Here is an 18,879-nt window from a genome sequence, read left to right as displayed (position 1 = left end):
CCTCGAAGGGGAAGTGCCATGACCCCCCGCGGCACCGCCACACGGACCAAACTCGTCGACACCACCATCCGGCTCGTCAGCGAACTCGGCTACGCCAAGACCACCACCCGCGCCATCGCACAGGCAGCCGGCGTCGCCGAAGGCACCCTCTACCGGCACTTCCCCGACAAGGCCACCCTCTTCGCCGAAGCAGTCCTGCAGCAGAACCAGCACGTCGTCGACTGGATCGACACCCTCCCCGCACGCGCCGGCACTGGAACCGTCAAGGCCAACCTCACCGACTGCCTCACCCACCTCGCCGCCCTGCGCGCCGACATCCTCCCTCTCGAACTGGCCATCCTCACCGACCCCGAACTCGCCCGCGTAGCACCGCCCCCCGGCGCCCTCCCGGGCCCCCCGGGACGGCTCGCCGAGTACCTGCGCGCCGAACAGGACCTCGGCCGCCTGCGCGCCGACGCCGATCCTGACCACAGCGCGGTCGTGCTACTCGCCCTGCTGTTCGGGATGGCCATGCACCCCCCCATGCCACCCGGACAGAGCAGTCTTCCCTCCTTGCCTGGCATCGCCGACGCTGTCGACCTCATCCTTAAAGGGCTCGCCCCCCATCCGCACTGAAGGCGACGACATAAGCCGACAACCGGTGGGGAGCGGAACAGGCAAGGAACGGGAGGGCACCCTTACGCCAGGAGTGCCCGTCCTTGCCGGGGCGCTGAGAACGACGAACTGAGCAGCCCAGGTAGACGACCGGCCCGCAAGCGGTCTGAGCCATCCGACCACAGGCACGTCCGAGGCCCGCACGGTTGCCGAACGCCTTGTACACCGAGGGGCGCGAGACCTCGGCGGCCTCAGCGACGGCCGACAGGCTCACATCGTCCAGCCCGCGGCGCACGTCAAACCACGTGGGTGTTCAGTACGCGCTGTCTCATGTGCTTGCGCCGTGCGACGCGTGGTGGAGCGGGTGGGGCTTCGCCGGTGTCAGGAGAGTCGGTCCTGTTCGTGTGCGCGACCCTGCCGCGAGTCTGGCAAGTGCACATGAGCCGCGGTCACGCCTGTGGGGGTGATCGCGGCCGGGTGGTGCGCGGGACCGCTACCCGGGCCGGGATTGGAGGGGTGACCCGGATCGAGGGGGTCGAGGGGTGGCGCCGTCAGGAGCGCCGTGACGGGGTTGATGACGGTGTGGTGTCCGGGATATGCCTGGAAGGTGATGGGTGCTCCGGGCCGGCCGGAGCGGGTGATCGTCACGACGTCCGAATCGGCCGAGCGCTCCTTGTAGGTGCCGTTCATGACGGAGACGGTGTCTCCGGGTGCGGTGCTGTCCGCGGCCTTCTGGAGCGTGCGGAACGGTATGGCCGGCGAGGTTCCCGGGTTTGTGTCGGAGCCGCTCGGGCTGACGTAGTACATCCGGGACGCGGCCTGCGCAGTCTGCGTACCGGCGAGACCGAGGGGGATCGCCGAACCGGCCAGAAGTGCCGAAACTGCGTATACGCCTGTGCGTTTCATTGCTGCCTTTTCGTTGGGGGCGCTCGCGCCGACGACGCTTTGCCCCGGCTGGGAGCGGCTGGAGCGGTGTCGGTCGGGATGAGACCTCACGTGTGATCCAGGGGGAGCGGACGCCTAATCACGCACCCGGGGCCCAAGGGAGCGGCACCGGAACGGTTCGCGAGAGCTCGGCTGTCCCGGCTCGCGGAGCGCGGATGGTCGGCGCATGAAGTCGTCATCGGCTGCCACCCGCGGCGGCGCCCACCAAAGTCACCACGTGGGCTGCGTGTTGCGGGTGTGACGGTGGCAGGCTCGGGCTTCGGTTGCAAGCCGGGCGATCTGTAAACCTTTTGACTGCGTGTCAATTAAGCCTGGATTTCACGAATGTGACGCCAAGGGGTTGCGCCGTGGCATGCCGGTATACCAGCATGCCGCCATGCCAAGCATCAAGGTCGAAACCCACAAAGCCACGCCCTCGCCCTCCGTGGCGCTGCCTCCTCCGGCACAGCCCGCCTCCCGCACGGACCGGGTGCGCGACGCGCTGCGGCAGGCGATCCTCGACGGGGCGCTGTCCCCAGGACGGGCCCTGGTGGAGCGCGAGCTCGCGGAGCTGTACGGCGTTTCGAAAACTCCGGTGCGCGAGGCGCTCAAGCAGTTGCAGTCGACGGGGTTGGTAGAGGTCAACGCTTACCAGGGCGTGAGTGTCCGCACCCCCGACGACAAATTGGTGCGGGAGCTCTACACCGCCCGGTGTGCGGCAGAGCCCGAAGCGGTGCGGTTGGCCGCCGAAGAGCGCGGAGCCGTGATGTACCCCGCGGCGCGGCGTGCGCTCGCCGAGGCCGCCGCGCTGATCGGCTCCGGGGAGACGCAGGGCCTCGGTGTCGCGAACCGCCGCTTCCACCGGGAGCTCTACATCGCCTGCGGCAACAGCTTCCTGTGTGGCTTCCTGGACCAACTGCAGGACCTGACCGCGTTCGTGGCCGGTCTGGGCTGGCGACTGCGGGCGACCTTTGAGGAGGAGGCCGCCGAGCACGAGGCCATCCTGGAGGCGATGGAGCAGGGCGATGCCGACCGGGCCGAGCGCCTCACCCGCGCCCACATCCGCAAGGCCCAGCGGACCCTGGCCGGCGCCCTCGGGGACGAGCGATGAGGACCGAGGTCTTCGCCCACCCGGTGTCGTTCCGCCGGGCTCCCCGTGTGGAAGCCGAGCGGCTGCGCGCCGCGGGAGTCGACGGGGTCCGCCTGGCATACGCCTACCACGGAGGCCGCTGGCTGCTGACGACCAGCGATCCCGGGGCGGTCGTGGACTTTCCCGCCGGGCGCTGGTTCGCCCGGGGGGATCACGAGGATGCGACGGACCTGTCCCTGCCCGTGCTCGGAGACGAGGCCATGCTCGCGACGGACGCCCTGGTGGCCTCCGGTGTCGACGTGACCGGCTGGCTGGTGGGACTCCACCAGTCGCCCCTGGCCGTCGCCCGGCCGGATCTTGCCCTGCGCAACGCGTTCGGCCACCCCTACCGGCATGCCCTGTGCCCCGCCCAGCCGGCCGTGGTCCGCTTCGCCCGGTCCCTGGTCGCGGAGACCGCCCGGCAGGCGGGAGTGAGCGGTCTTGAGCTGGAGGCGTTCGGCTATCTGGGCTGGCAGCACCAGAGCGCGCACGACAAGTTCGGGGCGGAGCTGCGGCCCGTGGACAGCTGGCTGCTCTCCCTCTGCTTCTGCTCCGCCTGCGCGGCCCGGTTCGCCGCAGCCGGCGTGGACGGTGCCGAGGCGGCCGACAGGGTCCGCGCTGCCGTCCTCGCGCAGCTGGCCGATCCGCGGCCCGCGGGCGGCATCACCGGGGACGCCGCCACCGCGCTGGGCCAGGACCTGCACGACACGCTGCTTGCCGTCCGGGCCGAGGTGTCCATCGATCTCGTACGGGCCGTGGCCCGCGCGTCGGGAGGGCTGCCGCTCTCCGTCCGTGCCACCGACGACCCCTACGCCTGCGATGGGAAGTCCACCGGCGATCTGCGGGCGCTCGGCTACGCCGCGGGCTCGCTCACCGTCACCAGCCTGACCGGGGACGCCGCCGCCCTGTGGCGGGACCTCGTCGCGGCGGGCCGCACCGGCGCCAGGATCGCGGCCGGCTGGAACCTGGACGCCGCGCGCACCCGCAGCGAGGAGGAACTCGTGGACATCGCGCGCCAGGTCCGCTCGCACGGCGCGAGTTCCCTGGTTCTCTACGCCTACGATCTCGCCCCTGCACCGCGGCTGGAGTGGCTGCGCCGCCTGCCGCGGGAGTCGGTCGGCGACGACGCGGCGACGTACGACAACCCACCCCACAGACAAACGGAGCCGGCAACATGACCGGATACCTGATACGCCGCCTACTCCAACTGATACCCGTCGTCCTTGTCGTGTCATTGGTGCTGTTCCTCCTGCTGCGCCTGATGCCAGGGGATCCCACCCTGGACATCCTGGGGCAGGAGGCCAGCCCCGCGGACCGCGCGGCACTGCGCGCCGAACTCGGTCTTGACGCCCCCATGTGGCGGCAGTTCACCGACTGGATCAGCGGCATTGCACGCGGCGACCTCGGCGCCTCCTGGCTCACTGGTGAGGACCTTGGCACCGTACTTGGCGAGCGACTCACCGCGACGGCCGAACTCGGTGTCATAGCGCTGTTCTTCGCCCTGTTCGTCGGCGTTCCGGCCGGCATCCTCGCCGCAGTGAAGCGCCGTACTCCCACCGACTCCGCGCTCAACTCCGCGGGCCTTGTGGCGCTGTCGGCGCCGCACTTCTATCTCGCCGCCCTGCTCATCCTGGTCTTCGGACTATGGCTGAAGTGGCTGCCGCCGTCCGGGTACGTGCCGTTCACCGAGGATCCGGTGGAGAACCTGCGGCACATGGCACTGCCCGCCGTCACCATCGGCTCCACCATCGCCGCCGTCACCATGCGGCAGACCCGCGCGGCCCTGCTGACCTGTTTCAACGAGGACTACATACGCACAGCGGAAGCGAGCGGCCTGTCCCGTCGCCGGATCGTCGGCGTGTATGCCTTGCGCAACGCGGTCGTCCCCGTCGTGACCGTCATCGCCCTGCAGATCGGCGCCCTGATGAGTGCCACCGTGGTCACCGAGACCGTCTTCACCATTCCCGGCATGGGCACCCTCATCGTCAACGGCATCTTCAGCCGGGACCTGCCTGTCGTCCAGGGCGCCGTCCTCGTGGTCGTGGTCTTCGTCCTCCTGGTGAACCTGCTGGCCGATCTGACCTATGCGTGGCTCGACCCGCGCATCACGTACTGACAGGAACGACCATGGCCACCAAAACCCTCACTTCGGCCGCGCGCCGCCCGGTCCTCGACCGGCTGCGCTGCGACCGTCGCGCCCAACTCAGCCTGCCGATCATCCTGCTGCTGGCCCTGGCCTCCGCGGCCCGGCCCTTCCTGACCGAGCGCATGCGAGCCACCGACACGAGCCACCTCCTCGCCAGCCCCAGCGCGCAGCACCTGCTGGGCACCGACGAACTCGGCCGGGACGTCCTGGCCCGCATCGTCGCCGGAGCCGTGGTGACCACGGAGGTCGCCACCGTCACCGTGGGCGCCGCCCTCGTGGCGGGAACCGTGCTCGGTCTGCTGGCCGGCTACCGCGGCGGATGGCTGGACTCCGTCATCATGCGAACATCGGACGGGCTGCTGGCCTTCCCGCTCCTCGTGCTCGCCCTCACCGTGGTTGCCGCCCTCGGCCCGGGGCTGCGCAACGCACTCATCGCCATCGCCGTGGTGACCACGCCCCGCTTCGCCCGGGTGGTCCGCGGTGAGGTGCTGTCGCTGCGCACCCGTGAATGGGTCTCGGCCGCCCGTATCGTGGGCGTCTCGCAGTCGGCCATCATGCGCCGCCATCTGCTGCCGCACCTGGCGGGCACCCTGCTGGTCTTCGCCGCGCTTCAGGTCTCCACCGCCATCATGGCCGAGGCAGCCCTCAGCTTCCTCGGACTCAGCGTCCAGCCTCCGCAGCCCAGTTGGGGAGCCATGGTGGCCTCCGGGACCGACCATCTCAGCGCCAGCTGGTCGCTGAGCGTCTTCCCCGGTCTGGCCATCCTGCTCACCGTCGCCGCGTTCAACATGCTGGCGGACGCCCTGCGCGACGCACTCGACGCGCACCGGCCGCAGCTGACGCCGCCCCGCTGACCCACCGGGCCTCCCCTCACCGTCGCCTGCGCCGCGACTCACTCACCGTCACATGCGCCGTGCCCCGTTGGCCCGCACGCCGGGCCCCCTCGGGTGGGTCCCCTCTCCACCCCGCCCTCCCAGCACCCGCCACCCGCACCAGAAAGTGCTCTGCCATGCCCATTCCCTCCCTCGGCCTGTCACGCCGTGCCGTCCTGGCCTCAGCTGCCGCCACTGCGGCCGCAGCAGGCCTGTCCACCCTCACCGGATGCAGCGGCGACTCCGGTTCGTCCGGCTCTTCCTCCGGCACGCTCACCGCAGGATTCGACAATGAGCCCGTCACCCTCGACCCGGCACTGAGCGCCGCCATCTCCTCCGACCGCAATGTCCTCAACCTCTTCTTCGACGCGCTGCTGCGCCAGCGCCCGGACGGAGAGTTCGAACCGGCACTCGCAGCCAAGTGGGACGCCGGTGACTCCGAGGTCACCCTCACGCTGCGCGAAGGAGTGAAGTTCCACGACGGGACGCCCTGCGACGCTGAGGCCGTCGTCTTCAACCTGCGCCGGGTGATGGACCCGGCCACTCATTCCACCAAGGTCGCCGCGCTGGCCAAGGTGGCTTCCGTCGAGGCGCCCGACGCCGCGACCGTGAAGATCGGGCTCAAGTCGCCCGACCCGCTCCTGCTCACCCACCTCGCACACGAGACGGGGATGATCGTCTCCCCCGCCGCGCTCAAGAAGCACGGAGCGGACTTCGGACGGCGGCCCGTCGGCACCGGCCCCTTCACCTTCGCCCAGTGGCGGTCCAAGGTGCAGCTGACCGCCGAGCGCAACGACAGCTACTGGGCGAAGGCCGCGGACGGCAGCAGCCTGCCGAAGCTGGACAGGGTTGTGCTGCGCTTTGTCACCGAGGCCAAGGTCCTGCGCGCCGAACTGGCTACGGGTGGAGTCCAGTTGGTGCGCGCTCTGCCCCCGGAGGAGTACAAGCAGCTCGGCGGCGACAAGCAGATCGTCATCAAGGACGGCGGGGTGCGCCGCGCCTACTACGTCGCCCTCAACGTCACCAAGGGCCCCTTCAAGAACCCCGAGGTGCGCGCCGCGTTCGCCCGCGCCATCGACCGCCGCGCCGTGGGCAGGGCCGCGGCCGGCGACGAGTACGACATCGCCCCGTCCTTCGCGACTTCCTCGGACTGGTTCTACGACGGCTCCATCACGCCGCTCCCGTACGACGCGGCCAAGGCCCGCAAGACCCTGGAGCAGGCCGGACTGCGGGGTGAGGTGCCCATCACCGTCGTCGCCCGCCGCCGCGCCCCCGACCCCACCATCGCGGAACTCCTGCAGAGCCAGCTCGCCGCTGCCGGCTTTCTACCCAAGGCAGAAGTGCTGGAATTCCAGACGCAGTTGGAACGCATGAAGAAGAGGGACTTCGACGCGGCCCTGCTGGTGATCGACATTCCGCGCCTGGACCCGTCCTTGTCGTTCAACCCGTACTTCGCCAGTAAGGGACCCAACAACTGGTCCGGCCTCGACGACCGCGTCCTCGACGCCCTGCTCGCGGACGGTGCCGACACCGGCGACAAGCCGGCGCGCAAGAAGGCGTACGCCGACGCGCAGCGCCGCATCATCGACAACAACTACTGGGTGTTCCTGCACCAGGCGAAGTCGCCCCTCATCCACAGCAGCAGGCTCAAGGGCATCAAGCTCGACGCCGACGGCCAGTGGCGGCTCGCCGAAGCCCGCCTGGGGGCGTGAGGAAACGGCCATGTCCCTCCTCGAGATCGAAGACCTGAGCGTCACCTTCAACGGTGGCCCGACGAGTCCACCGGTGCGCGCCGTGGACAGCGTCCACCTGAGACTGGAAGCGGGCGAGACCCTCGCCGTCGTCGGCGAGTCGGGCTCGGGCAAAACCGTCACCGCCCTGAGCCTGCTCGGACTGAACCCGCCCGAGCCCGTGTCCAGCACCAACGGCTCCATCCGGCTGGACGGAACCGACCTGCGCACCTTGGGCGCCAAGGAGTGGCGGGCTGTACGGGGCAGGCGCGTGGCCATGGTCTTCCAGGACCCCGGCTCCGCGCTCAACCCACTGCTCACCATCGGCACCCAGATCACCGACGCCGTGCGCGCCCACGAGCGGCTCACACGCGAAGAAGCCCGGCGCCGCACCGTCGAGGCCCTGGAGCAGGCCCGCATGCCGGAGCCGGCGAGCAGACTGCGGCAGTACCCGCACGAATTGTCCGGGGGGATGAGGCAGCGCGCCGCCATCGCCCTGGCCATCGCGGCCCGCCCCAAGGTGCTTATCGCCGACGAACCGACCACCGCCCTGGACGTCGCCGTGCAGGCGGAGATCATGGCGATGCTCCGCTCCCTGTGCGTCGACCTCGGCATGGGGCTGATCCTGATCACCCACGACCTCGGCGTGGTCGCCGAACAGGCCGACCGGGTGGCGGTGATGTACGCCGGCCGCGTCGTCGAGAGCGGTCCGGCCGCACGCGTCCTGAAGAGCCCGAGGATGCCGTACACCCAGGCACTGCTCGCGGCCACGCCGCGGCTCGACGCGGCGGCCCGCACCCGGCTCGTGTCCATCGAGGGGCAGCCGCCCCGGCTGCGGGAGCGGTCTTCAGGGTGCTCCTTCGCTCCCCGATGCCCGGTCGCCGTGGACGACTGCACGGCGAGTGCTCCGCAGCTGACTGTCTACGACGGCGACCATGCGGCAGCCTGCCTGTTCGCCGACGCTCCGGTGGAACTGTCCGTCCCGGCGGCCGTCACCGACCCCGCTCCCGCCGTGAAGGCCTCAGACGAGCCCGCGCTCGCCGAGTTCGACACGGTGGACCTGCGGTATCCCGTGCGCGGCGGGGCTCTGCGCCGGGTCACCGGCCACGTCCACGCCGTGCAGGAGGTCAGCCTGCGTGTCGAGGCGGGCCGCACGCTGGCGCTGGTGGGGGAGTCCGGCTCCGGCAAGACCAGCCTCACGAAACTGCTCCTGCGCCTGGAACGCCCCTCCGGTGGCACCGTCCGCTACGACGGCATCGACGTGACCCGTCCCCGCCCGGCCGAACTGAGGCGGCTCCAGCGGGAGGTGCAGGTCGTCTTCCAGAATCCGTACGCGAGTCTGGACCCCCGACTGACTATCCGTCAGATCCTGACGGAACCCCTGCGCGTACACGGTCTGGACGCCGACGAGGACATCCTCACCGGCCTCCTGCGGGACGTCGGCCTGGGCGCCTTTGCCCTGGACCGTTTCCCCGCCGCCTTCTCCGGCGGCCAGCGCCAGCGCATCGCCATCGCCCGTGCCCTTGCCCTGCGCCCCCGGCTGATCGTATGCGACGAGGCGGTCAGCGCCCTGGACGTGTCCATCCAGGCGCAGGTCCTCAACCTGCTCGCCGACCTCCAGGCGGAGCACCGCATGGCCTACCTGTTCATCACCCACGATCTGGCCGTGGTCCGCTCGGTCGCCCACCGGATCGCGGTCATGCGGCACGGCCGGATCGTCGAGGAGGGCACGGCGGAAGAGATCTACGCCGCCCCCGCCCACGAGTACACCCGCGAGCTGCTGGCCAGGGCACCCGGCCGGAACGCCGCACCGACCCCGCCGACCAAGGAACGGAGCCCACAATGGCAAAGGTGACGAGGGTCGTCCTGACCCCCATCAACACCCCCCGGCACAACAGCATCACCTGCGGGCACATCCTCGTCGAACTCCACACCGACGACGACTCCCTCGTCGGCGTCGGAGAGATGTCCGACCTCCAGCACCTGCCCCGCTTCCACTTCGACGTCCCCGAACTGGAGGCCACCCTGGGCGAGATCCTGGTGGGCCTGGACGCCCTTCAGCTCACCGAGGTCGAACGGCGGCTTGAGGCCAACTTCCCGCAGGCCGGATACATCTACGACAAGAGCCGCGCAATCAAGTGCGGCGTCGACATCGCCTTCTGGGACCTGGCGGCCAAGCAGCTCGGGGTCCGCGTGTGCGATCTGCTGGGCGGCGCGGTCCGTGAGTCCGTGCCCATCGCGTACCCGATCTTCCGCCAGCAGGACGAGTCGGACGTTGAACGCAACCTGGCCATGGTCGAGCGACGCATCGACGAGGGCTTCGAGTTCTTCCGCGTGTACGTGGGGCGCCGGCTCGACCTGGACGAGCGGTTCCTGCGCACCGCCCGCGAGCGCTTCGGCGACCGGATCACCATCAAGTCGCTCGACTTCTCCAACCTGCTCGACTCCAAGGCGGCCTGCAACTTCGCCGAGAAGGTCGCCGACGTGGGCTTCGACCTCGTGGAGGCGCCGGCCCCCAACCACGACGTGCGCGGGCTGGTGTACGCTCGCAACCGCCTCCCCGTACCCATCAGCGAGCACGTCTACGGTTTCCGGTGGGCGCTCGACCTGGTCGCCGCCGACGCGGTCGATGTCTTCAACGTCAGCGTCATCGCGATCGGCGGCATCACCCCGGCCCGGCGGATCTTCGCGATCGCCGAGGCCGCCGGGAAGTCGTGCTTGGTCGGCACCACGCAGGAACTGTCCATCGGCACGGCCGCCGCGGCCCACGTCGCCATGGCCATGGCCCCGGTCACCGTGCCCAGCGACCCCGTCGGCCCCCTGCTCTACACCCGCGATGTGGTGGCCGATCCGGTGCGCTACGTCGCGGGCAGGCTGCACGTGCCGTCGGGTCCTGGCCTGGGCATGCGGCTCGATCCGGAGCTGGTGAAGGCGTCGGCCGGCCCGCTTACCTGGGCCGCCACCAGCGCCGCTGCCGTCGTCGACCGGCAGGAGGTCATGCAATGACGGTTCCGTCCGCCGAACGGTCCCTGGCGGGCCGGCGGTTCGCCGGCCGGGTCGCCCTCGTCACGGGCGGCGCCCGCAACATCGGGCTCGCGATCGCCGTCCGGCTGGCCGCCGAGGGCGCCGCTGTCGCCGTCAACGGCCCGGACGAGCAGGAGGCCGAAGCGGCGGCGGCAGCGCTGCGCGACGGCGGGGCGCGTGCGGTCGCCTGCCCGGGTGACGTCTCCGACCCGGCGCAGGTCGACGCGTGCGTCGCCCGGGCGGTCGACGCCTTCGGTCGACTGGACATCCTCGTCAATAACGCCGCGGCGGCGATGCTGGGCCGCGGCCGACTGCTCGACCTCGACCCCGTCGACTGGGACCGCAGCTTCGCGGTCAACGCCCGCGGCACGTTCCTGTGCACCGTCGCCGCGGCCCGGGTGATGTCGGCCGGCGCGTCGATCGTCAACATTTCCTCCGTCGGCGCGACCCGCGCCCACCGCGCGGCTGTCGCCTACGACGCCTCCAAGGGCGCCGTCGAGGCCACCACGCGGGCCACCGCCCTCGAACTCGCCCCGCTCGGCATCCGCGTCAACGCCGTCGCGCCGGGCCCCGTCATCAACGACCGCTACGAACTGCTGGACGCCGCCCAGAAACGTGCCCGCGCCCGGCCGGTGCCCCTCGGTCGCATGGGCGACGGTTCCGACGTGGCCGCCGCAGTTGCCTTCCTGGCCTCGCCGGACGCCTCCTTCATCACCGGTCAGGTGCTCACCGTGGACGGCGGATTGACCGCCCAGATCAGGCCACCGGGCAGCGATCCCAGCCTCGACCGACCCACCACCGATCCGGCGCACACCAGCGCCGACCAGCCCTAAGGACCCGCACCATGACCGAGACGCCCCAGGCGCCGCTGAACCCCGACGACCTGGCCGCTCTCCGTGAGGCCAGCACCGCCACCATCACCACCCAGCTCTTCAAGCACGGCCTGCGCAACACCTACCTCGCCGGACTCGCCCCCGTCACCTCAAGCGGACAGCGCATGGTCGGCGAGGCGTTCACCCTCCGCTACATCCCGGCCCGCGAGGACATTGACATCCTCGACGTGTTCGACGACTACGACCACCCGCAGCGCGCCGCCGTCGAGCAGGTCGGCCCCGGTCAGGTCCTCGTCATGGACTGCCGCGGGCAGGGCAGGGCCGCGTCGGCGGGCAACATCCTCCTCACCCGGCTGTCGGTCCGGGGCGCCGCCGGACTGGTAACCGACGGCACACTGCGAGACTTCGGCGACATCGGGCAGCTCCCGCTGCCCGTCTACGCCACCGGCCCGGCGGCGATGACCAACCTCGCCCTGCACCACGCCGTCGACCTCCAGGTCCCCGTCGGCTGCGCGGGAGTCGCGGTCTACCCGGGCGACGTGTTGGTCGGCGACTCCGACGGCGTGGTCTGCGTTCCGCGCCACCTCGTTCCGGTGATTGCCCGTCAGGCGCAGGAGCAGGAGCGGCTGGAGGCGTTCATCACCGAGCGCGTTGCCGCCGGCGCACCTCTTCGTGGCACGTACCCGGCGGACGCCGTGACGCTGCGCGCCTACGAGGAGAGCCGCCTCACCACGTCCCGCAACGACTGACCCACACACTCCGCGGCCGGCTGCCCTCGGCCGGCCGACCGGCCGGACCGGCCTCCGAAGAAGAAGGCAGGAACACATGATCAATCATTCCCCCAGATCCTCCATACGGCCTTTCGCGATGGTGATGGCCGGCACGCTCGTCGGCGGCCTGCTCTCCGTCGCCGCCGCCGGACCGGCTACCGCGGCGGATTTCAACGGCGACTTCGATGCCACCGCCCCCGGCACCACGCCCGCGGGCTGGTTCACCAGCGCGGCTGGCGGTGACGCGACCGTGCAGGACGTGCCCGGCACCGTCGACCGCAGTCTGCGGCTGCGGGACACCTCCACGAGTGCCCCGGTCACGGCGGGCACCGGCTTCGACACCACGTCCTCGACCGTCGTCGCCGGCTTCCGGCTGCGCGCCGCGCAGACCTCGGCGACGATCGGCGTGCACCTTGACAGCAGCGGCGGGCACAGCGTCACCGTGGCCATGGGCGCTGATGGGCGCATATACACCTATAACGGGGCCCAACAGGTCGACCTGGGCGCCTACTCGGCCAACCGCTGGTACGACATCCGCGTGGTCGCCCAGCCGTCCTCGGGAACCGCCGACGTGTGGGTGGACGGCTCGCGCAAGGCCAAGGGCCTGGCGTTCCGGACCAGCACCAGGGCCCTGGACGGAATCACGGCCGGTACCTCCACCGCCACCACGGGCACCGCCTGGCTGGACGACGTCCGCACCACCACCGAAAGCAGCCCGCAGGGCTGGCCCCACCTCGGATCTGTCGGCCCGCGCACCGCCTGGGAGATCGGCACCTCCAAGCTCATCATCGGCGCCGAGACCCTCGACCGCGACTACACCGACTACCAGGCCTTCGCGCCCTACCTGGGCAAGCTCGGCGCGACCAGCACCCGGATCCAGGGCGGCTGGGCGAAGACGGAGAAGACCAGGGGCGTATACGACTGGACCTGGCTCGACCGGATCGTCGACGACGCCAACAGCCGGGGCGTCAAACCCTGGATCCAGCTGTCCTACGGCAACGGCGCCTATACCGGCGGAGGCGGCTCCGGCCTCGGCGGCCAACTGCCCTCCTCACCGGAGGCCCTGGCCGCGTGGGACACCTGGGTGACCGCCATGGTCAAGCGGTACCAGAACCGGGTCACCGAATGGGAGATCTGGAACGAACCCAACCTGGCCGGCATCGCCGTCGCCGACTACACCGACTTCTTCGTCCGCACCGCCCGCCTCGTTCGCGCCGAACAGCCCGACTCGGTGATCTACGGGCTCGCCGAGGCCGGCATCGACGTGACGTACGCCAAGGACTTTCTCGTCGGGCTCTCCGGGCGGGGCAGGGCCGACCTACTGGACGGCATCAGCTACCACCCGTACAACCCCAACCCCGACGATGCGTGGACGTACGGGCAGGTGCAGAAGGTCAAGGACCTGATCGCCCAGTACGCGCCCGGTGCCGTCGTGCGCCAGGGCGAGAATGGTGCGCCCAGCAGACCCGGCAGCTTCGGCGCCCTCGGTGACCTGGACTGGACGGAACTCAGCCAGACCAAGTGGGTCCTGCGCCGTGTACTCAACGACCTCGGACGCGACATCACCAGCAGCGTCTTCAGCATCTCCGACCTGCACTACCCCTCGAAGATCAACAGTAAGGGGCTGCTGCAGACCAACACCGACAAGAGCATTCGCTACGCCAAGCCCTCCTTCTACGCCGTCCAGACCGTGGCGTCGGTCCTCGACGACACCAAGCCTCTGCCCGGCTACAGCTGGAGCGCGAACCCCGCCACCTCGCTCACCGTGCAGGCGTTCGCCAAGCTCGACACCGGCAGGCAGATCGTCGGCGTCTGGTCAGGGGCGGGCAAGCCCAGCGAGAGCAACGCCCAGACCGCCACCGATCTCACCTTCACCGGCGGCAACTTCGCAGACCCGGTCTACGTCGACGTACGCACGGGCGCCGTGCACGACATCCCGGCCGCCAACTGGTCGGTCCAGGGCAGCACGTACACCTTCAAGGACATCCCGGTGTACGACTCGCCCGTGCTCGTCGCGGACCGCTCCGCCATCAAGTTCTAGCACCAGGCCGGTCCCCGCCCCGCCGGGGCCGGGGCCGGCCCAGGAGGCAACCGTGCAAGCCCCTGTCAGAGCCGCGCTGAAGGCGATCGTCGGAGACGAGCACTACCGTGAGACGGACGGCGACCTAGTGCCCTTCAGCCGAGACGCGACCCCCCTCTTCTCCGCCCGGCCCGACGCCGTCGTCTTTCCCGCCGACACACGGGAAGTGTCGGCCGTCCTGCGCCTGGCCACCCGGCACGGCGTTCCGGTCGTCCCGCGCGGCGCCGGCTCCAACCTGTGCGCCGCCACCGTAGCCCTGCGCGGCGGCATTGTCCTGTCGCTCACCCGCCTGAACCGCATCCTCGAGATCGCACCCGCCGAACTCCTCATCCGCGTCCAGCCGGGCGTCACCAGCGCCGCGCTCGCCGACGAGGCCGCCGACCACGACCTGCTGTGGGCCCCCGACCCGGGCAGCCGCACCGTCGCGACGATCGGCGGCACCATCGCCACCAACGCCGGCGGACTGCGCGGCCTGAAGTACGGCGTCACCCGCGACTACGTCCTCGGCCTGGAGGCGGTCCTCGCGACGGGCGAAGTGATCCGCACCGGCGGACGTCTGCACAAGGACGTCGCTGGATACGATCTCACCCGTCTGCTCACCGGCTCCGAAGGAACCCTCGCCGTCATCACCGAGGCGACCCTCGCACTGCGGCCCGCGCCCCGGAGTTCGGGCACCGGAGTCGCCTACTTCCCCGACCTCGCCGCCGCCGGACGCGCCGTCGCCGCAATCATCGCCGGCGGCGTCCTGCCCGCCACCCTCGAGTTCCTCGACCGGCCCTGCATCGACGCGGTGGAAGCCTTCGCCGGACTCGGTCTGCGCGCTGACGCCGGTGCGCTGCTCCTCTTCGGCGACGACGGCGAACCCGACGCCGTCGCACACGCTCTCACCCGGATGGGTGATGCCTGCACCACCCAGGGAGCGCTGGAGGTCACCAGAGCGGCCCACGTCGCCGAGGCCGACGCGCTGCTCGCCGCACGCCGCTGCGCCCTGCCCGCACTGTCCCGGCTCGGCGCGCTGACCATCCTGGAGGACGCCACCGTGCCCCGCCCGCGCATCGCCGAGATGGTCGAGCGCATCGACGAGATCGCCAATCGCCACGACGTCACCATCGCGACCTTCGGACACGCCGGCGACGGAAACCTCCACCCCACCTGCATGATCGGCTCTCGCGAGGACACCGAGAGCATCGTGCGCGCGGAGCACGCCTTCAAGGACATCTTTACCACCGCCGTCGAACTGGGCGGCACCATCACCGGCGAACACGGTGTGGGAGCAGCCAAGCTCCCATATCTTTCTGCGCAACTCGGCCCCGAACAGATGGCGTTGCTGCGCCGGGTCAAGGGCGCCTTCGATCCGGCCGGAATCCTCAACCCCGGAAAGCTGGGTTCATGACCGACCCCGTCTTCGACCCCGACCTCCTGTCCCGGTGCATCTCCTGCGGCTTCTGCCTGCCGGCCTGCCCGACCTACGCCGCGACCGGTGACGAGGCGTCCTCGCCAAGGGGCCGGATCAACCTGATGCGCGCCCTCCAGAACGGCGACCTCGACCCCTACGACCCCACCCTTGAGGAGCAGGCCTCGCAGTGCCTGGGCTGCCGTGCCTGCGAACCGGTGTGCCCGGCGGGGGTCGAGTACGGGCAACTTCTCGAACAATGGCGCGACCACCAGTGGAAGGGCCGCAGACAGCCTCTGCTCGCCCGCGCCCTGATGCTGGCCGCCGGCCTGCGGCACCTGTTCCGCCCCCTCGGCGCGCTGCGCCGGACCGCCCGCGGCAAGCCCGAAGCCGCAATCGTGCCCCCGACCGAGCCCGTGTCGCTCATGCTCGGGTGCTTCGAACGCGTACTGTTCCCAAGCGTGAGCCGGGCGGCCCGAAAGCTCGCGCGTGAGCTGTCGATCCCCGCCGACCAGGGATGCTGCGGCGCCCTGCACGCCCACAACGGAGACACAGCGGCCGGTGAACGCCTCGCCCGCCGGCTGGGGGACGACCTGCCCGGCACCATCGTGACCACGTCCGGAGGGTGCGCCGCCCACCTGGCCTCGGTCCTCGGCCAGGACCGGGTACGAGAACTCTCCGCCCACCTGGCCGACCGCGGTGCGACGGGCGAACTCCGGGTGGACGGACGACGTGCGAGAGTCGCCCTTCAGGACTCCTGCCACCTGCGCAACGGCCTCGGCGTGTGGAAGGAGCCCCGCGCCCTGATTGGCCAGGTCGCCGACTACGTGGAACTGCCCTCTGCCGCCACCTGCTGCGGTGCCGCCGGCACCTACTCCCTGCTCAGGCCACGCGAATCCCGACGCATCCTCGACGCGAAGATCCAGGAGATCGAGGCCGCGGACGTCGACTACGTCGCCGCGGTCAACCCGGGCTGCCTGCGCCAACTGCGCACCGGCCTGCGTCACGCACGCTCCCGGGTGAAGGCCGTGCACATCGCCGAACTATTGGCCCAGGCGGCGCAGAACCCACCCGCGTGACGCGCACCAACCCGCGCGGCGCGCACCACCCCGCCTCACCGCTTCCGTCAACTCGCCGAGAGGGTCGTACATGTCTGCCCACGCTCCGTTGCCGAACGATGCGTTCTCACCCGCCCGCAGAGCCGCTCACGCAACGGCCCAGGCCCGCACAGCCGCGCCGGAATTCGCCAAGCAGTCCCTCCACGCACGCGCCGAACTCCTGCGCAATCTGGCACGGACGCTGGGAGACAACGCCACCCAACTGGCCGACGTTGCCGAGAGCGAGACGCGTCTCGGAGTAGAGCGCCTGCGGGGCGAGATCCGGCGCACGCAGGCGCAGTTGCGGATGTTTGCCGACGTCGTCGAGGCCGGTGCATTCCTCGATGTCATGATCGACCCGGCCGACCCCGCGGCGCAGCCCGCGCCCCGCCCCGACATCCGCCGCATGCTGGTGCCTCTCGGGCCGGTCGCGGTTTTCTCGGCCTCCAACTTTCCCTTCGCGTTCTCCGTGCTGGGCGGTGACACCGCCAGCGCGCTCGCCGCGGGCTGCCCCGTGGTGGTCAAGGCGCACGAGGGGCACCCCTGGCTCTCGGACCTGACCTGCGAACTGGCGGCCGCGGTGCTCCCCGTGGGTGCCCTGACCGTCGTCCACGGCAGAGACACGGGACAGGCCCTGGTCACCGACCCGGACATTCGGGCGGTCGGTTTCACCGGCTCGACGTCCGGGGGCCGCGCCCTGTTCGACCTCGCGGGCAGCCGACCCGACCCGATCCCCTTCTACGGTGAACTCGGCTCGCTCAACCCCGTAGTGGTCACCCCGGGAGCCTGCGCCGAGCGCGGGGCGGACCTCGTTCGCGAGTACATCGCCTCGGTCGCACTGGGCCAGGGACAGTTCTGCACCAAGCCCGGACTGCTCTTCCTGCCGGCCGGCCACGGCATGGAGGAGCAGCTGCGCCGAGAGATCGCCGCGGTTCGCCCGGCTCCTCTGCTCGGTGCCTGGATCGGCACCGCCTACCACGCCACCCTCGGGGAACTCGTCGCCCATCCTGCGGTGCGCCCCTTGCATCTGACGCCCGAGCAGCACGATCCCCGGGCCTCCGCGCCCGCTCTCCTCACCACCACCGCTGAAAAAGTGCGCGCCCATCCTGAACTGCTGCGGGAATGCTTCGGGCCCGCCTCGCTGGTCATTACGTACACATCTGCCGACGACTTGCTGGACACCCTGCCTACCCTGCCCGGCGGTCTCACTGCGACCATCCACGGACAGGAGCCGCAGGATGAGCCTCTCGCCCGTCGGCTCTCGTGCGCGCTGAGTGTCGGACGCCTGATCTGGAACGGCTGGCCCACCGGCGTCGCCGTGACCCCCGCCATGCACCATGGCGGACCGTGGCCCTCGACCACCTCGCCCCTGCACACGAGCGTCGGCAGCACAGCCATCGCCAGATGGATGCGGCCCGTGGCCTACCAGAACATGCCGGAAGCACTCCTCCCGGAACCACTTCGACGCACGAACCCGTGGAACGTCCCCCAACGAGTGAACGGCGGCTTCCCGGGACGGTGACGACCCACTCGCGCGACGTCGGTGTGAGACCTCACCCGACCGACCGGCCCGAGACATGACCGCGGTACTCACCGGGTGACATGCCGGTGTGGCGTTTGAAGGCGACGCCCATGTACTCGGAGTGCGGGAAGCCCAGGTGCTCCGCGATCCGTGGCAGGGTCCAGTCGGTCGACATGAGGAGGTCGGCGACACGGGTCATCCGCACCCGGAGGATCGTCATCGTGCGGCCGAGGAGGGTGGTGAAGCGGTACTCGAGGGCGCGGCGTGACAGGGGCGTGTGGTCGACGACCGCCCGCACGGTCACGGCCTCGTCGGCGCGGTCGCGGACATATTCGCTCTCAAGAGCAGGGACGTACGGATTCTGAACAACATCTCCTATGCCCTTTCGGGGGAAAGGACCAACACCGCCGACCGGAACGTCGACGTGACGTACGACCACAACATCTACTACGGCGGGCTGAAACCGGAGGTGCAGGGCAGGAACGATGTCATCGCCGACCCGAAGCTGGTGAATCCCGGCACGTCACCCGGTTCGGACTTCCGCCTCCGGGCAGACTCCCCGGGCACGTCGTTCCCCGCGGTCACCACCGATATCACCGGTGCTCCCCGGAACGCCGCAGCCCCCGACCGCGGCGCGTACGCCTTCCGCGCGGCATCGTGACCGCCTCGGGTCGGCGGCCCGGCCCGGAGAGCTGCGGTCCTCCTGCTTCCTCCCGTCGCCCGGACCCCGCTCCGGGCGACGGGCACGCCTTTCGTTTCCCTTCC

At 70.5% G+C, this 18,879-nt stretch carries 18 protein-coding genes; 15 read left to right on the top strand and 3 right to left on the bottom strand.

Features of this window, described 5'->3' with window-relative positions; all coding sequences use genetic code 11:
* The first annotated feature begins 18 nt into the window (after window positions 1-18).
* Window positions 19-615, top strand: coding sequence for a TetR/AcrR family transcriptional regulator (locus tag ACE1OA_RS00375; protein WP_432751967.1), 597 nt, complete (start codon window positions 19-21; stop codon window positions 613-615).
* Here ACE1OA_RS00375 and ACE1OA_RS00370 read toward each other — a convergent pair.
* Window positions 587-889: a TetR/AcrR family transcriptional regulator gene (locus ACE1OA_RS00370; RefSeq protein WP_432751966.1), complete on the bottom strand. Its 303-nt coding sequence runs from the start codon at window positions 887-889 to the stop codon at window positions 587-589. The genes ACE1OA_RS00375 and ACE1OA_RS00370 overlap by 29 nt on opposite strands.
* Before the next feature lie 86 nt (window positions 890-975).
* Window positions 976-1,500 carry a right-handed parallel beta-helix repeat-containing protein gene (locus ACE1OA_RS00365; RefSeq protein WP_432751965.1) on the bottom strand — a complete coding sequence of 175 codons (525 nt, stop codon included), beginning with the start codon at window positions 1,498-1,500 and terminating at the stop codon, window positions 976-978.
* 415 nt (window positions 1,501-1,915) lie between these two features.
* Here ACE1OA_RS00365 and ACE1OA_RS00360 point away from each other — a divergent pair, with 415 nt between their 5' ends.
* The 13 genes from ACE1OA_RS00360 to ACE1OA_RS00300 all read left to right on the top strand — a co-directional run bounded on the left by ACE1OA_RS00360 (window position 1,916) and on the right by ACE1OA_RS00300 (window position 18,114).
* Window positions 1,916-2,629 carry a GntR family transcriptional regulator gene (locus tag ACE1OA_RS00360; protein WP_356604048.1) on the top strand — a complete coding sequence of 238 codons (714 nt, stop codon included), beginning with the start codon at window positions 1,916-1,918 and terminating at the stop codon, window positions 2,627-2,629.
* Window positions 2,626-3,825 carry a hypothetical protein gene (locus tag ACE1OA_RS00355; RefSeq protein WP_432751964.1) on the top strand — a complete coding sequence of 400 codons (1,200 nt, stop codon included), beginning with the start codon at window positions 2,626-2,628 and terminating at the stop codon, window positions 3,823-3,825. The genes ACE1OA_RS00360 and ACE1OA_RS00355 overlap by 4 nt, the downstream gene beginning before the upstream one ends.
* Window positions 3,822-4,763, top strand: a complete 942-nt coding sequence (locus ACE1OA_RS00350; RefSeq protein ID WP_432751963.1) for an ABC transporter permease — start codon at window positions 3,822-3,824, stop codon at window positions 4,761-4,763. The genes ACE1OA_RS00355 and ACE1OA_RS00350 overlap by 4 nt, the downstream gene beginning before the upstream one ends.
* 11 nt (window positions 4,764-4,774) lie before the next feature.
* Window positions 4,775-5,647, top strand: coding sequence for an ABC transporter permease (locus ACE1OA_RS00345; RefSeq protein WP_432751962.1), 873 nt, complete (start codon window positions 4,775-4,777; stop codon window positions 5,645-5,647).
* 155 nt (window positions 5,648-5,802) lie between these two features.
* Complete coding sequence (locus ACE1OA_RS00340; protein ID WP_432751961.1) at window positions 5,803-7,377, top strand: ABC transporter substrate-binding protein; 1,575 nt, start codon at window positions 5,803-5,805, stop codon at window positions 7,375-7,377.
* Between the two features lie 10 nt (window positions 7,378-7,387).
* The gene (locus ACE1OA_RS00335) at window positions 7,388-9,250 is read left to right on the top strand and encodes an ABC transporter ATP-binding protein (protein ID WP_356604038.1); all 1,863 of its coding nucleotides are present in this window, start codon (window positions 7,388-7,390) and stop codon (window positions 9,248-9,250) included.
* The gene (locus ACE1OA_RS00330) at window positions 9,247-10,401 is read left to right on the top strand and encodes a mandelate racemase/muconate lactonizing enzyme family protein (protein ID WP_432751960.1); all 1,155 of its coding nucleotides are present in this window, start codon (window positions 9,247-9,249) and stop codon (window positions 10,399-10,401) included. The genes ACE1OA_RS00335 and ACE1OA_RS00330 overlap by 4 nt, the downstream gene beginning before the upstream one ends.
* Entirely contained in the window at window positions 10,398-11,252 is an 855-nt protein-coding gene (locus tag ACE1OA_RS00325) for an SDR family NAD(P)-dependent oxidoreductase (protein WP_386543934.1), read from the top strand. Before ACE1OA_RS00330 ends, ACE1OA_RS00325 begins: the two co-directional genes overlap by 4 nt.
* 11 nt (window positions 11,253-11,263) lie before the next feature.
* Window positions 11,264-12,001 (top strand): ribonuclease activity regulator RraA, encoded by a 738-nt coding sequence (locus ACE1OA_RS00320; RefSeq protein ID WP_386543936.1) that lies wholly within the window; start codon window positions 11,264-11,266, stop codon window positions 11,999-12,001.
* A 76-nt stretch (window positions 12,002-12,077) separates the two neighbouring features.
* Window positions 12,078-14,063 carry a GH39 family glycosyl hydrolase gene (locus tag ACE1OA_RS00315; RefSeq protein ID WP_432751959.1) on the top strand — a complete coding sequence of 662 codons (1,986 nt, stop codon included), beginning with the start codon at window positions 12,078-12,080 and terminating at the stop codon, window positions 14,061-14,063.
* Between the two features lie 52 nt (window positions 14,064-14,115).
* Complete coding sequence (locus ACE1OA_RS00310) at window positions 14,116-15,495, top strand: FAD-binding oxidoreductase (protein WP_432751958.1); 1,380 nt, start codon at window positions 14,116-14,118, stop codon at window positions 15,493-15,495.
* Entirely contained in the window at window positions 15,492-16,574 is a 1,083-nt protein-coding gene (locus tag ACE1OA_RS00305) for a (Fe-S)-binding protein (RefSeq protein ID WP_386543941.1), read from the top strand. Before ACE1OA_RS00310 ends, ACE1OA_RS00305 begins: the two co-directional genes overlap by 4 nt.
* Window positions 16,575-16,644: 70 nt before the next feature.
* Entirely contained in the window at window positions 16,645-18,114 is a 1,470-nt protein-coding gene (locus ACE1OA_RS00300) for an aldehyde dehydrogenase (NADP(+)) (RefSeq protein ID WP_432751957.1), read from the top strand.
* Between the two features lie 31 nt (window positions 18,115-18,145).
* On the opposite strand, the gene ACE1OA_RS00295 is transcribed toward ACE1OA_RS00300, so the two are convergent.
* Window positions 18,146-18,418, bottom strand: coding sequence for a helix-turn-helix transcriptional regulator (locus tag ACE1OA_RS00295; RefSeq protein WP_432751956.1), 273 nt, complete (start codon window positions 18,416-18,418; stop codon window positions 18,146-18,148).
* On the opposite strand from ACE1OA_RS00295, the gene ACE1OA_RS00290 reads away from it, so the two are divergent.
* A complete protein-coding gene (locus ACE1OA_RS00290) occupies window positions 18,392-18,775 on the top strand; it encodes a hypothetical protein (RefSeq protein WP_432751955.1) in 384 nt (127 codons plus the stop codon). The two genes, ACE1OA_RS00295 and ACE1OA_RS00290, sit on opposite strands and share 27 nt — an antisense overlap.
* Window positions 18,776-18,879 lie beyond the last annotated feature (104 nt).

Source organism: Streptomyces sp. JL2001, from assembly GCF_050917515.1.
In the GTDB taxonomy this organism is placed as follows: Bacteria; Actinomycetota; Actinomycetes; order Streptomycetales; family Streptomycetaceae; genus Streptomyces.
Note: the sequence above shows the minus strand (reverse complement) of the source record. Positions and strands in the feature narration are given on the sequence as shown.

What these genes read in the sequence shown, in the direction of transcription:
- ACE1OA_RS00375 (WP_432751967.1), top strand. Translation starts at nt 19, where the DNA reads ATGACCCCCCGCGGCACCGCCACACGGACCAAACTCGTCGACACCACC.
- ACE1OA_RS00365 (WP_432751965.1), bottom strand. Translation starts at nt 1,500, where the DNA reads ATGAAACGCACAGGCGTATACGCAGTTTCGGCACTTCTGGCCGGTTCG.
- ACE1OA_RS00360 (WP_356604048.1), top strand. Translation starts at nt 1,916, where the DNA reads ATGCCAAGCATCAAGGTCGAAACCCACAAAGCCACGCCCTCGCCCTCC.
- ACE1OA_RS00355 (WP_432751964.1), top strand. Translation starts at nt 2,626, where the DNA reads ATGAGGACCGAGGTCTTCGCCCACCCGGTGTCGTTCCGCCGGGCTCCC.
- ACE1OA_RS00350 (WP_432751963.1), top strand. Translation starts at nt 3,822, where the DNA reads ATGACCGGATACCTGATACGCCGCCTACTCCAACTGATACCCGTCGTC.
- ACE1OA_RS00345 (WP_432751962.1), top strand. Translation starts at nt 4,775, where the DNA reads ATGGCCACCAAAACCCTCACTTCGGCCGCGCGCCGCCCGGTCCTCGAC.
- ACE1OA_RS00340 (WP_432751961.1), top strand. Translation starts at nt 5,803, where the DNA reads ATGCCCATTCCCTCCCTCGGCCTGTCACGCCGTGCCGTCCTGGCCTCA.
- ACE1OA_RS00335 (WP_356604038.1), top strand. Translation starts at nt 7,388, where the DNA reads ATGTCCCTCCTCGAGATCGAAGACCTGAGCGTCACCTTCAACGGTGGC.
- ACE1OA_RS00325 (WP_386543934.1), top strand. Translation starts at nt 10,398, where the DNA reads ATGACGGTTCCGTCCGCCGAACGGTCCCTGGCGGGCCGGCGGTTCGCC.
- ACE1OA_RS00320 (WP_386543936.1), top strand. Translation starts at nt 11,264, where the DNA reads ATGACCGAGACGCCCCAGGCGCCGCTGAACCCCGACGACCTGGCCGCT.
- ACE1OA_RS00315 (WP_432751959.1), top strand. Translation starts at nt 12,078, where the DNA reads ATGATCAATCATTCCCCCAGATCCTCCATACGGCCTTTCGCGATGGTG.
- ACE1OA_RS00305 (WP_386543941.1), top strand. Translation starts at nt 15,492, where the DNA reads ATGACCGACCCCGTCTTCGACCCCGACCTCCTGTCCCGGTGCATCTCC.
- ACE1OA_RS00300 (WP_432751957.1), top strand. Translation starts at nt 16,645, where the DNA reads ATGTCTGCCCACGCTCCGTTGCCGAACGATGCGTTCTCACCCGCCCGC.